The sequence below is a fragment of the Neisseria sp. P0001.S005 genome (assembly GCF_051963715.1).
In genome coordinates this window covers 39,096-52,776 of the sequence record NZ_JBQCTZ010000002.1, presented here as the reverse complement: position 1 = coordinate 52,776, position 13,681 = coordinate 39,096, and the positions used below count along the sequence as shown (strand labels likewise).

The window sequence follows — 13,681 nt, the reverse complement described above, 5'->3', positions numbered from 1 at the left end:
AAGGCGGCTGGCTGTGAGACCTGAAGATTTCGACCTTGATACATTGGTTTCAACACACAGCCGCCCGAAGGCGGCTGGCTGTGAGACCTGAAGATTTCGACCTTGATACATTGGTTTCAACACACAGCCGCCCGAAGGCGGCTGCCCTGAACTCGATATTATTTACCAAAGGTTGAAGTTTCAACACACAGCCGCCCGAAGGCGGCTGGCATCAATCTTAATCATGCGCCCACCTGTACATTGTTTCAACACACAGCCGCCCGAAGGCGGCTGATATTCAGACGGCCTTTGTTTTGAGGTGTGTATGTTTCAACACACAGCCGCCCGAAGGCGGCTGGCAGACAGCTTGCCGATGCATTGCCTGCGATGATGTTTCAACACACAGCCGCCCGAAGGCGGCTGCGTCCGCGTATGGTCTTGCACTTGAAACAAGGCAGTTTCAACACACAGCCGCCCGAAGGCGGCTGCCGTCAACGCCAATATCGATGACCTCGCAGTGTTGTTTCAACACACAGCCGCCCGAAGGCGGCTGGTACCATTGCACCCTTAGATGAGAAGCAATGTCGCGTTTCAACACACAGCCGCCCGAAGGCGGCTGGTTTGTCCTCAGCCAAAAAGTTTCAACATTTGGGGTTTCAACACACAGCCGCCCGAAGGCGGCTGCTTTTGAAATTATTTTCCCTAACGTGATAAACGCAGTTTCAACACACAGCCGCCCGAAGGCGGCTGTTTATCAAATCTATCAGCAAGGCACTGGCCAACAAGTTTCAACACACAGCCGCCCGAAGGCGGCTGCAGGGTAATATTATCGCCACGTTCCGCTTTACTCTGTTTCAACACACAGCCGCCCGAAGGCGGCTGCGACATTCATAAAGATGTACCAACGCTTCTTGTAGTTTCAACACTCAGCCGCCCGAAGGCGGCTGTACTCGGTCACGGGCAGGCCGTCTCGCATACGTGTTTCAACACTCAGCCGCCCGAAGGCGGCTGCCGGAATACCGACGATACGCTTGATATAATTCATGTTTCAACACTCAGCCGCCCGAAGGCGGCTGTTTCAGGCGGTAGGACTGTTACTGCGTGTTGGATGTTTCAACACTCAGCCGCCCGAAGGCGGCTGTTGTCGCAAGCGAGCCAGATCCTGCTCAGCAGCAGTTTCAACACTCAGCCGCCCGAAGGCGGCTGCGGCCTAGACGGTAGTCGGTTTCAGGGTGTTGGCGTTTCAACACTCAGCCGCCCGAAGGCGGCTGGCACCCAGCCTGTCAACATCCCACACCGAAACAGTTTCAACACTCAGCCGCCCGAAGGCGGCTGACCCTTATGATATGGAGATTTTGTGATGGATACTGTTTCAACACTCAGCCGCCCGAAGGCGGCTGTCAGCAAAGACGGAGGCCGTCCAGTCCTTGCCGTGTTTCAACACTCAGCCGCCCGAAGGCGGCTGTGAAGCCTTTGATGGACGAGGCTATCGCAGAAATGTTTCAACACTCAGCCGCCCGAAGGCGGCTGAGCCTAGATAATCCTGCCGCAGTTACAGGCGTTGTTTCAACACTCAGCCGCCCGAAGGCGGCTGACGTAAATTCAACGCACACGAACTCACAGAAGAAGTTTCAACACTCAGCCGCCCGAAGGCGGCTGTGCCGTCTTGGGTTATTTGAGGTACTACCAAGCTGTTTCAACACTCAGCCGCCCGAAGGCGGCTGGACTATTGCCGACTGATTGTCGCCACGCCCTTAGTTTCAACACTCAGCCGCCCGAAGGCGGCTGGCTTTAGATCTGCCTCAACTGTACCCGTAACGTTAGTTTCAACACTCAGCCGCCCGAAGGCGGCTGCACCGTATCCGTTATCAACCCATACAAAATCAGCGTTTCAACACTCAGCCGCCCGAAGGCGGCTGATGCCCGATATGGCTATGCCTACATCGGTAGCGGTTTCAACACTCAGCCGCCCGAAGGCGGCTGAAAGTATGGTTGATGAAGCACGCATTTATAAGCCGGTTTCAACACTCAGCCGCCCGAAGGCGGCTGATCAAGGCGCGGCGTTGGTCTGATTCAGATTCAGTTTCAACACTCAGCCGCCCGAAGGCGGCTGCGCTTAACAAAGCCCAAGGGGGGCTAAGTAAAACGTTTCAACACTCAGCCGCCCGAAGGCGGCTGCTAACAACTTATTAAAGCGAACTTCTAACACGTTGCTGTTTCAACACTCAGCCGCCCGAAGGCGGCTGCTGTCTCATTCTCTAAGTATTCGTCAGTAGTGCCGTTTCAACACTCAGCCGCCCGAAGGCGGCTGGTTATATATTTTTTTTTTAAGTATTAAGTAATTCAGTTTCAACACTCAGCCGCCCGAAGGCGGCTGTAAGATGCTTTGGCAACTGGTGCTGAAAGAGATGTTTCAACACTCAGCCGCCCGAAGGCGGCTGGCCTTTTACATTTTCGTTAGTGATAACCAAACTGGTTTCAACACTCAGCCGCCCGAAGGCGGCTGATGTACCCCTGCTGAAAACTGTTTTATTTCAGATGTTTCAACACTCAGCCGCCCGAAGGCGGCTGTTGTTATCAATGCTTCTGAAAAATTTGTCTATGTCATGTTTCAACACTCAGCCGCCCGAAGGCGGCTGACCAAATGTCTTGCAAGTCCTCGTCATCATGCGAGTTTCAACACTCAGCCGCCCGAAGGCGGCTGACCGCTTATGGTTGGACACCGGAGGATTTTGAATGTTTCAACACTCAGCCGCCCGAAGGCGGCTGCTTTAGCGGAAGTAGTAACCGCACCCAGTTTTTCAGTTTCAACACTCAGCCGCCCGAAGGCGGCTGCAGCAGGTATTAACCCACTCACTCAGTTGCACGAGTTTCAACACTCAGCCGCCCGAAGGCGGCTGCAATCACGAAAGAAGTTACCGGAGAAATAACCGCGTTTCAACACTCAGCCGCCCGAAGGCGGCTGGCATTGCCTTTAAAGGCGGTTGCCTTGAGTGTTTGTTTCAACACTCAGCCGCCCGAAGGCGGCTGCCACCTCGTGCGCCTCTCATCGCCTTGGCTTCGTGTTTCAACACTCAGCCGCCCGAAGGCGGCTGGATTTTTACCAATGTGTCTTCATGGAATGTTATAGTTTCAACACTCAGCCGCCCGAAGGCGGCTGTTTTTGAATTTTTAGGTGTCGCCGGAAGACATAGTTTCAACACTCAGCCGCCCGAAGGCGGCTGACACGGTTGTTATCAAAAACCCGCTTATTGCTTGTTTCAACACTCAGCCGCCCGAAGGCGGCTGTTATTTTTGCAAGATATAATTCGACATGGTTTTGTTTCAACACTCAGCCGCCCGAAGGCGGCTGTGATATTTTCTAGGGTCTAGGCCTAGATATGCCGTGTTTCAACACTCAGCCGCCCGAAGGCGGCTGGAATAAACTATGAAACGTAATTTGGTAGCAGTAGTTTCAACACTCAGCCGCCCGAAGGCGGCTGGCACGCGTACCAATGCGCGCGCAGGGTCTGATTCGGTTTCAACACTCAGCCGCCCGAAGGCGGCTGGCGCGTCCGGGCGGATGATGCTCAATACCCAGTTGTTTCAACACTCAGCCGCCCGAAGGCGGCTGATTCAAGCCGCCGACACCTGCCCACCCGTGCCGGTTTCAACACTCAGCCGCCCGAAGGCGGCTGTTTGCCGGTGCTGTCGTAGTCGTTGTAAATCTCTAGTTTCAACACTCAGCCGCCCGAAGGCGGCTGCCATGCCGTAATCATCAATAAGTTCTAATTCAATAGTTTCAACACTCAGCCGCCCGAAGGCGGCTGAATAACGCATTCTCACGCCCAGCGGTGTCTTATGTTTCAACACTCAGCCGCCCGAAGGCGGCTGAGGGCTTGATGATTCGCCGTCTTGTTTATTTGTGGTTTCAACACTCAGCCGCCCGAAGGCGGCTGTTCAACTTATTAAATAACGGTCAAGATTTTGAGCCGGTTTCAACACTCAGCCGCCCGAAGGCGGCTGGTTTCAGAGTGCCTATATCTTGATCGTTTTGCGGTTTCAACACTCAGCCGCCCGAAGGCGGCTGGTAAGCGGGCGGAATATGTTCCAGCGGCCACAGAGTTTCAACACTCAGCCGCCCGAAGGCGGCTGTACCCAACACTTCAAGCTGGGTCATACACTTGAGTTTCAACACTCAGCCGCCCGAAGGCGGCTGCATATCGACCGGTTAAGCCGTCTGCCGTTGATAGTTTCAACACTCAGCCGCCCGAAGGCGGCTGGTCAGGAAATCAACCGCAGACAACAGAATTATTCTGTTTCAACACTCAGCCGCCCGAAGGCGGCTGACTGTCAAACTGTGCCGAAACCGCAAACGGCATGTTTCAACACTCAGCCGCCCGAAGGCGGCTGCTTTTGCAGTTTGTTGTAACTGCTCTGACATTAGTTTCAACACTCAGCCGCCCGAAGGCGGCTGGTTGGGGTAATTTATTGATTTGAGCCATTTAAATCGTTTCAACACTCAGCCGCCCGAAGGCGGCTGTTTACGAATACCCCCTTGATTCCGAAAATTTCAAAGTTTCAACACTCAGCCGCCCGAAGGCGGCTGTTTTCAGGTTTCTTAAGCCAAACGTGCATGTCTTGTTTCAACACTCAGCCGCCCGAAGGCGGCTGAGGGCTTGATGATTCGCCGTCTTTATTGTTTGTGGTTTCAACACTCAGCCGCCCGAAGGCGGCTGGTGAACAGGGGCAACATATCCAATCTTACAAACTGGGTTTCAACACTCAGCCGCCCGAAGGCGGCTGCTGGTTTCTGAACACGAGTTCAACCGTGCTATCGAGTTTCAACACTCAGCCGCCCGAAGGCGGCTGGCGCATGAATCCAAAATCTTAGGAGTTAAATTATGTTTCAACACTCAGCCGCCCGAAGGCGGCTGGTTATCTCACACTGGCTGATTATGCCAAGATGTTGTTTCAACACTCAGCCGCCCGAAGGCGGCTGTAGTGTCATAGTAAATTTCGATGCCTCGCAAATCGTTTCAACACTCAGCCGCCCGAAGGCGGCTGGAAAAGATTGGAAATATCAATCGAAAGAGTTAAGGTTTCAACACTCAGCCGCCCGAAGGCGGCTGATCAAGTAGGCCGAATTTGTTACGAAACCGAACAAGTTTCAACACTCAGCCGCCCGAAGGCGGCTGCTACGAAGCCTATCAAGCTGTTAAATCTGATCTTGTTTCAACACTCAGCCGCCCGAAGGCGGCTGATCCGATACAAAAAAAATAAGAGGGTATATATATGTTTCAACACTCAGCCGCCCGAAGGCGGCTGGTACAAACAACGGAAAACTTACCCTTTGCGGTTTGTTTCAACACTCAGCCGCCCGAAGGCGGCTGGAAACTGGTCATAATACTTTTTGACTTACTGTATCGTTTCAACACTCAGCCGCCCGAAGGCGGCTGGCTCAACAGATGTTACAATGATTGTTCCATTCAGTTTCAACACTCAGCCGCCCGAAGGCGGCTGATTATCGGCAACGGCGGCGCACCGCTGATTAAGCTGTTTCAACACTCAGCCGCCCGAAGGCGGCTGCCGTCTGCTTACGCCATTTTGACGGAATACAAGCGTTTCAACACTCAGCCGCCCGAAGGCGGCTGGAGCATATGCTCCTTATTTTTGTAGTCTGAATACAGTTTCAACACTCAGCCGCCCGAAGGCGGCTGCCCAACAGGGGGGCGCAAGCCCCCTACTTAGATAAGGTTTCAACACTCAGCCGCCCGAAGGCGGCTGTCATCAATTTTAATTCGGCCATTAGTTACACGACGTTTCAACACTCAGCCGCCCGAAGGCGGCTGACATGATGTTAAATCCGGCATGGATATTTATTGGTTTCAACACTCAGCCGCCCGAAGGCGGCTGATTCTTGCTAAATTAAAAAAAGCGGATTCTCAGAGTTTCAACACTCAGCCGCCCGAAGGCGGCTGCAGTGTACGGGACTGGATACGTCAACAACCGGCGGTTTCAACACTCAGCCGCCCGAAGGCGGCTGTTTTAAATAGTTTTTAATTAATCCTATCGTTTCTCGTTTCAACACTCAGCCGCCCGAAGGCGGCTGCACAAGCAACATTGCTCAAATCTGCCAAAGAGCAGTTTCAACACTCAGCCGCCCGAAGGCGGCTGCTTCAATGTACTGTTGCAATAGGTCATAATTCTTGAGTTTCAACACTCAGCCGCCCGAAGGCGGCTGATCTTGCGTATATTCTTTCACAAAGTTTCGTAAGTTTCAACACTCAGCCGCCCGAAGGCGGCTGCGCCCATCTTGAAACGGCCTAAGTCATCAGACTGTAGTTTCAACACTCAGCCGCCCGAAGGCGGCTGGCATTATTCATGCCTGCTATGGTTGCGCTCAACAGGTTTCAACACTCAGCCGCCCGAAGGCGGCTGCCCAACGCCCTTTGTAGAAGGCACAGGCAAACCAGTTTCAACACTCAGCCGCCCGAAGGCGGCTGTTACAGAAAAGGCGGTAAAAGCCAAAGAGAAGCAGTTTCAACACTCAGCCGCCCGAAGGCGGCTGGACATTTTAGCCTGTGACAAAATGGGCAAGCCTGTTTCAACACTCAGCCGCCCGAAGGCGGCTGCCATTTTGTATCGGATGGAAAAGGCAAATTCATCGTTTCAACACTCAGCCGCCCGAAGGCGGCTGAGCCTCTCTCAAAAGCCTTGCTCCATCAGGTTTCGCAGCCCCAATTTCGCTAAGCTCCCAAGAAAAGCAGAAATGCGAGTATAACACAGCCTTTTCCGTTACACCTGCATTCACAATATCCTGATTGTTAAAGAACAATCCCAGTTCGCCAACCCTGCCGCATTTTCATGAGAACCGCAGGTTGGCGATTCACACAATCAACACATCCTTAAACACATCTACCGTCGGCTTCGCACCGTGGTGTTCCACTTTGCGCCGCCATTTGCTGCCCAGATGATAAAAGCGCAGGCTGTCGGTTTCAGGGTTGTAGGTTTTCAAGAGTTTATCTTTTAAAACAACCCACTGATCGGGTGCGATGTCGCATTCGAATACCGAATATTGCACGCGCACGCCGTAGTCCAAACACAATTTCGCCACGCGCCGTAGCCTTGCCTGTCCGTCCGCGTCTTCCAGCGAAATATCGTAAGTAATCAGCATTAGCATTTTGTATTCCCATATACAGGCTGCTTTAAAGGCCGTCTGAAAATATCCGGTCCGTTTTCAGACGGCCTGCAAACCTATCTCATTAAAAACGGCGGATATTCCGCCAAATCCCCACGCAAATGCCGCGCCAACAGCATGGCCTGAATATACGGCAGTAGCCCGATTTCCACTTCTTCGCCTAAAAATGGATGCACGATTTTCTCCTGCTTTTTCGCCTGCAAGGCTTGAAACAACAGCTTACGCGCATCGGCTTTTAAGCTCACCGCGCCGCTTGCCTCGGTAATAAAATCCTGCGGTTTGATTTGCCCCCGGTTAATCAGCGACAACACCAACCTGTCCGCCCACCACGCGCGGAATTCTTCCAAAATATCTTGCGCCAAACTGTCGCGCCCCGGTCGATCGGCATGCAGAAAGCCTACCTGCGGATCCAGCCCCACGCCTTGCAGCGCGCCGCTGATGTCCTTGCCCAAAATACTGTACACAAACGACAACAGCGCATTCAACCCGTCTCTGGGCGGACGGCGGTTGCGCCCGTCAAAAGTAAAGCCGCTTTTTTCGCTCAAAAGCTTCCCGAATACGCCGAAATAACGCGCTGCTGCGTCGCCCTCAATACCACGCACCACGTCCAGCTCCGCCGCGCCCTTCAACTGCCGCAGCGAAATATTCAAAGAATCGACCGTACTTTGAATCGCCTCATTCTCGCCATAATTGCGAATCTGCCGCTGAAGCACCCGTTTACTCGCCTGAATCTTTGCCGCAATGATATTGCGCGCAATCGGCACGGGATTTTGCTCTGACACCCGATACTGCGCCCGACGCAACAGCACATTGCCGCTCTGCCGTCCCTGAAGCCGTCCCAAGAAACGTCCGTTTTCGGTAAAAAACGCCAAATTTACATTATTTTCGCCGCAAAAACCCAGCAAAAACGGTGACACCAGGACATTCCCAAAACAGAAAATATGCCCGATGGAATGCACCGGCAGTTGCGCCACTTTCTTACGCTCCTGCTCCACCACCAGTGTCTCCCGCTCCTTATGCAGATAGCTGCCTTGAGTGGTGATATAGAGCGTGTTTTGCAGTTTGCGCATGGGGGGAAACTCCTTGGGTTTTGACCGCACTTTTTTGAGTGTTTAACAGGGTTGAACCACCTGAAAAATGGTAGCTCTGATTCTTGAATCAAATATTTTCAAAATTACAGCAATGATTTTAAAGTTCATAAATATCAAATAGTTGTCAAATACAAGTATCCGACCTACGTCTGCCTTTTAGTTTTACGAATTATTCTGGTCATCTACGCTTGATATATCAATACCAAAAAAATCTTTTAATTCTATAGGTATATTTCTAATACCCTTGTCATTAAGTTTTGCATTTATTTTGAATTCTCCATTACCTAAAAAACTGGATGATTCATTAACCTTGTACCAGTTAAAAAATTCGTTTAAGAATTTATCACCAGATAGAAATTTGCAATGAATATTTGCATTATGTTGTTTACTATATTTACCCTCTATTTGACCAACAAGCATAGTAAAAAAAGTAAAGTGCTGAAAATCCAGCACTGCATTATAGTAATTTGTCTTCTCTACTTCCTTTTTAGGTTTTAGTATTTTTTTGCAAATATCATTTCCATAAACACAACACAAACTTGCAACAACAACTGGGTTGAGCTTATCAAAACAAGCACCATATTTTTCCCCTTGAATGTGCAAGATTTTCTCTATTGCATTGGACTTCCTATCTGAAGATAGAGGCTGATACAAATAGTCATTAATGTCTTCTAAAAAGCTTATTTTATCTTCAACATTCTTTTTATATTCAATACTAACTTTAGCTTGCTCAAATAATTCAAAATTACTTATAAATGAATCATCTACTTTAGCCTTTTTAAAAAAGTTTTTTAATACATTCAACTCCTTATCTACGGTATCAATAACTTCATTATCATACTCTATACGTCCATACTGCCCTTCAAATAAAGAGAACATTGGAGTAATAATAGAGTTAATAGAATCAATTTTGTATAAATGACTTAAAATATCTTTTTTATTTTGATCATCTATTGTTTTCCCTACATTCGCATCTTTAATTATAGAAATGATATTTCTATCTAAAAAATAAACAGTTTTAGTTTTGGAAAACTTAACTATTGCTCTATTTATAATTTTCATAAAATCCATGTTTATTACCTCTATATTTAAATTTCCCAAAACAACCCAACCACATACCCCACACTCCTATCCCGTTTCCCCAATAATTCCGGCTGGCAAATCTCCACCAGCGAGCAGGCTTTGCAGCGTTTGCCGTAGTCGGGCAGTGGGGTTTTGCCGCTGTTTAGAAGTTCGCGGACGGCAGCGATGGTGGCGAGTGTTTGGGCGCGCAGGTCGTCTGAAAACACGACGGGGACGCGGTGGCGGGTTTGCATATACCACAGCGCGCCCTCAGAGACGGTTTGCCCCGTCATTTCTTCCAAGCACAAGCCTTGGGCGCAAAGCTGGATTTCGTCCATCGGGCCAGGTTTAGGCTTGCCGCGTTTGTATTCCACAGGTTTCAGACGGCCTGTTTTCGTTTCTACTTCTACCAAATCCAGCACGCCACTGATGCCCAGTTTCTCCGCCGACACATGCACCGTCCGCTCAAAGCGCACACCCTTGCGCGTTTCCGGCTCGCCCGAATCCACCCGTTCATGCAGCGCCTTGCCCTGCGCGGTCAAATAGTTCTCCGCCCACGCCTGCTCGTTATGAATCAACGCGCATTGGCGCGGGCAGAAGGCGTAGTGTTGCAGGGCGGAAAGGGGAATCAGGCGCATGTCCTGATTTTCCCTTTGGCTTTCGGTTGAAAGTGCGATCATTTTTTTGAATGTTTTAGAAGCCGTCAATTTCCTGCGGAGTTAAACCATCAAGGTTTTCCAGTTCATAGCTGCCATCTGCATTCACTTTTAGGCTACCGTGCACTTTGGCAGAAGAATATTGCCCTGCTTTGCTGTTGTGTTCCCACCAGATAAGTTTCAACACCTGCATGCTGCCTTCGGGGCGGGCGGATGATGCGTCGCCTTCAAAGAGTTTGGTCAGTACGGCTTTGATTTTTTCGGCATCGCCGTCTGAAAAGCCGGTGCGCTCGGCAAGTTGTGGTGACATTGCGCCAAAGGCAACGTACACACCGTGATCGATGCGGTGTTTCATGCCCATGGTGTCGGAGCTTTTTTTCGTGCCATCGCCTTCGCCGCTGACGCTTTTAGTGATTTGGGTGCTGGTGATGTTAATCGGCTCAATGCTAAATGCGGATTGAATAGTAACGGGGCCGCGCACAGCGATGGATATGCCACTGCTGCCATCACCGCTGAATGCGAAAACCTGTCCGAAACTGCGCACATCCAGCCATTTTTCGCAGGCTTTTTTGGCGGTATCGTCTTTGTTGGCTTTTTTAGCGTTAAAGGCATCCGCACCCAAGCCGACATCTTTGTCTTTGGCGCGATTGGCCAAGCTGGTCATGCCGTCGGTTTTCTTTTCATCCGATTGTACAAAAATGCTCTCGCCACTGTCTTGCAGGCGGTCGCGGATTTTGCGTTTCAGGCACACGTCGGTCATTTCACCAAATCCTTGGAAATCGGCACGCGGGCGGTTGCCGTTTAAGGGGTCGCCGTTAGGGTTGGCGTTGGTGACTTTCAGAATTAAGGCGAAGTCAATTTTTTTGGTTAAAGACATTTTTCATTCTCCATAAAAAGATTAATTGGTTTCTGTTGGTTTAGCTTTGCTAGCTTTAGCTGCTTTACGTTTGGCAATTTCGCGGGCATTTTCCATTTTTTGGCAATGATAGCCTAAGAGAAATTCGCCACTTAATTTGTCATCACAAACATAATCATCCCTTTGGAAAAGCTCCATAATTTCACCAATAGCCTGCTTATAGAAATCTTTTCCTTGACTAGTTAGATAATTTTGATATGGCACCAATTTCTCACTTGCAAGGTTTCGCCATGTGCTGTATGGCCTTTGTGCAAACTGTTGGAAATAACGTTCTGCATTAGTCGCACGAGTAGGTGTTTTTTTGCCATTTTGTAGATATAAGGCATACCACTCCATGCTTTCTGCCTGTGCAATTAATCGGCCATACAAATAATCGCGTGAGCGGTTTTGGGTATCCAAACTCATAGGGTAAGTTCTCCGTTGTGATAAATCGTGATGACGAGCGCGCCAGCCTTTGTATAGGGCACAGGCAACGCCGATGTTTCTTTGCCATTCCCAGTTTTCGCAGCCATTAGGATTGCAGGCCGCCTGAAAACTTTGACGTACCAAATCTTCGGGAATCAGCACGGATGTTCCGCCTGCGATAACAGGAAGAAGTCGGGCATAAAGCTGTTTTTTAAGCGTGTCGGACAGAGATTTGCCGTACACGGTTTCGGCAATGCTGTAAGGCGATGGCGGGACGAAGCGCCATTGGGTACGCTTGTCGGTTTTCTTGCCGTTTGGGACTTCAATGCTGTAACGCTGATACCAAGAAAAATCGTCAATCCATGCATCTAAATTGGCGAAATAGTCGGCAGGCAGAAACTCTTGGTAATAAGTTAATGCCATGCGCCCAGGCGTGGCGGAATCGAGCATAATCAGGGAGATTTGTTCGTGGGCTTTCAATTCCGCCTGATAGCCATGCAGTTTCTTTTTGATGATTTGCGCAGCAGCACGCCCGATATTTACAGACCAATCGGGGGACGGCTGTTCAGATGATGTTTGTGATGAAAATTCATCAGGATTTTCGACCGCACTGATGTCCAGATTATCCCAATTAATTTCACTGGAAATATCTTTCATCGGTGACGGGACGGGGTTACAGCTAATTGCCCATGCAATGGTAACTTGTTCATTATTTCGTGCAGTAGTTTGCCTATCGATCAACCATCTAAGCGCAGCATGAGCCTTATGCGATACTTCAGCCGAAATTGTTGTCGCTTGATTAGCTTCTTCAAATCGACCTAGGTAGGTAAATCCTTCCTTATCATTGGAAGAAATCAATTTTGCTTTGTCACCCGAATAAAGTAATTTTGCAGGATGACTTTCGCGAATTTTCTGTTCATCTCCCGTTACTGTGCAGAATTGGCTTTTTAAAGTCTGTTGGTAATAATTTCCCCAACTTTGCTGAACTTCCTTATCCTTCCAAGTTTCAGGAACAAAATCACCGGGTATTTGCACTGACCAAACAACAAGAGCTTTTCGGATTTCAAATTTCCCTTGCTCCTTAGTCAAAACATTAAACAATTCAGGTTTTTGCTTATCTTTGTTTTCCCTTTCAATCCAATTTGTCAGCAACTCGCCGTTATCATCTACGGGAATAACTTTTTCTTTTACCAAATCGGCTAATACCGTCCCCTTGTGAACATATTTTTGTATTGCCAATACCTTTTTGTTATCTATCGTCACACACCATTTATCTAATTGGTCTGCATATAAATTGAAAATCAAATCTTCTTGCTTGGTTTTCGTTTTTTTCTTTTTACCATTTTTTCCTTCGGTTTCCGTAATGACTTCTTTCTGATAAGTCAGTCCCAAATCTTTTGCGATATATTGCAAGCTATCCGCCAATGCATGAGGGGCCAAACCGCTTGTCCGCCCTTCCGAGCTTTCAGTTACAGGCAACATGATAATCGGTTTATCAGTTAAAACCCTAGCTCCAAGAAACTTTCCATCTCCATCCAAAGTAATTTGAATATGGGCAGTTTGCGGGCTGTGCCATAATGGTGCTAGTTTTTCTTTTTCCGAATCCGATAAGTTTGGATTCTTCTCAATTTCGTTATACGTCCGATAAAGTTTCTGCATCCAGCTCATAATTCTATCTCCTTGGCTTCGTCTTCCACAGGCTTGACGTTTTCGCCGCGCTTGAACGGTTTTTCAGGCTGCATTTTGCGGATAAATCGAGTTTTCAGACGGCCTTCTGTATCGTTGACACTTGGAAACTCAATCACACCGTTTTGCATATTCGCCATCCAAAAACGGCTGACCAATTCGGGCTTTCCGGTTTCTTCGGGATAGCCAAAACTATGGAACATCAGGCCAAAATCCAAATTATCGATTTCATCGTAAAACCCTTCGCCTTCGCCGAAAGTGCACGGCTCGACATAGCCTTGGCAATCGCGCGTGCCGAGAAAAATATCCTGCCGCCCGCCACGTTCCAACATTCTTTTGGCAATGGCGATATGTTTGCCGAAATTGCGGTCGCCTGCCAACTCTTCCCAATGCTCATTCCATTCAAAATGGGCTTCCACTTGGTATTCCACGTCCTGCAAAAAGGTGTAAATCGCCAAAGTGTTGCTGCCGTTCCAATCCAGCGGCTTGGTGGATTTGCTTTGGGTGCGGATGGGTTTCATCACGCGGATGCGGTCGATACGCCAAATCAACGTTGGCTTCCAATAAATGCTTTTGACAATGCCTTTAATAGCTTCGTATGTCGGTACTTGGTAGCTGAATTTTTCGCCGCCGATTTTGGTAACGGGGTCGGTAAACAAGGCTTGCCGCCCCCATACGCGGAAACTGATTTTGCTGTCCATATTGC

7 protein-coding genes and 1 CRISPR repeat array are annotated in these 13,681 nt (G+C 49.2%); all 7 genes read right to left on the bottom strand.

The window, feature by feature from the left end; genetic code table 11:
- Positions 1 to 46 precede the first annotated feature (46 nt).
- A CRISPR array of direct repeats spans positions 47 to 6,658; the repeat unit is 31 nt; unit sequence GTTTCAACACTCAGCCGCCCGAAGGCGGCTG.
- A gap of 189 nt (positions 6,659 to 6,847) precedes the next feature.
- Positions 6,848 to 7,141, bottom strand: a complete 294-nt coding sequence (gene cas2, locus ACTHSP_RS00910) for a CRISPR-associated endonuclease Cas2 (RefSeq protein ID WP_150537928.1) — start codon at positions 7,139 to 7,141, stop codon at positions 6,848 to 6,850.
- A gap of 74 nt (positions 7,142 to 7,215) precedes the next feature.
- Complete coding sequence (gene cas1c, locus ACTHSP_RS00905) at positions 7,216 to 8,229, bottom strand: type I-C CRISPR-associated endonuclease Cas1c (RefSeq protein WP_150537927.1); 1,014 nt, start codon at positions 8,227 to 8,229, stop codon at positions 7,216 to 7,218.
- Between the two features lie 183 nt (positions 8,230 to 8,412).
- The gene (locus ACTHSP_RS00900) at positions 8,413 to 9,321 is read right to left on the bottom strand and encodes a hypothetical protein (RefSeq protein ID WP_440345462.1); all 909 of its coding nucleotides are present in this window, start codon (positions 9,319 to 9,321) and stop codon (positions 8,413 to 8,415) included.
- Positions 9,322 to 9,338: 17 nt separating this feature from the next.
- Positions 9,339 to 9,992, bottom strand: coding sequence for a CRISPR-associated protein Cas4 (gene cas4 / locus ACTHSP_RS00895; RefSeq protein WP_300482070.1), 654 nt, complete (start codon positions 9,990 to 9,992; stop codon positions 9,339 to 9,341).
- Positions 9,993 to 10,005: 13 nt separating this feature from the next.
- On the bottom strand, positions 10,006 to 10,845 hold the full coding sequence (cas7c, locus tag ACTHSP_RS00890; RefSeq protein ID WP_300482072.1) for a type I-C CRISPR-associated protein Cas7/Csd2: 840 nt from the start codon (positions 10,843 to 10,845) through the stop codon (positions 10,006 to 10,008).
- A gap of 21 nt (positions 10,846 to 10,866) precedes the next feature.
- Complete coding sequence (gene cas8c / locus ACTHSP_RS00885) at positions 10,867 to 12,957, bottom strand: type I-C CRISPR-associated protein Cas8c/Csd1 (RefSeq protein ID WP_107723432.1); 2,091 nt, start codon at positions 12,955 to 12,957, stop codon at positions 10,867 to 10,869.
- Positions 12,954 to 13,676, bottom strand: coding sequence for a type I-C CRISPR-associated protein Cas5c (gene cas5c, locus ACTHSP_RS00880; RefSeq protein WP_107723433.1), 723 nt, complete (start codon positions 13,674 to 13,676; stop codon positions 12,954 to 12,956). The genes cas8c and cas5c overlap by 4 nt, the downstream gene beginning before the upstream one ends.
- Positions 13,677 to 13,681 lie beyond the last annotated feature (5 nt).

Bases quoted from the DNA above. Each gene is read 5' to 3' on its own strand.
- cas1c (WP_150537927.1), bottom strand. From the start codon at position 8,229: ATGCGCAAACTGCAAAACACGCTCTATATCACCACTCAAGGCAGCTAT.
- cas7c (WP_300482072.1), bottom strand. From the start codon at position 10,845: ATGTCTTTAACCAAAAAAATTGACTTCGCCTTAATTCTGAAAGTCACC.
- cas2 (WP_150537928.1), bottom strand. From the start codon at position 7,141: ATGCTAATGCTGATTACTTACGATATTTCGCTGGAAGACGCGGACGGA.
- cas4 (WP_300482070.1), bottom strand. From the start codon at position 9,992: ATGATCGCACTTTCAACCGAAAGCCAAAGGGAAAATCAGGACATGCGC.
- cas5c (WP_107723433.1), bottom strand. From the start codon at position 13,676: ATGGACAGCAAAATCAGTTTCCGCGTATGGGGGCGGCAAGCCTTGTTT.
- cas8c (WP_107723432.1), bottom strand. From the start codon at position 12,957: ATGAGCTGGATGCAGAAACTTTATCGGACGTATAACGAAATTGAGAAG.
- ACTHSP_RS00900 (WP_440345462.1), bottom strand. From the start codon at position 9,321: ATGGATTTTATGAAAATTATAAATAGAGCAATAGTTAAGTTTTCCAAA.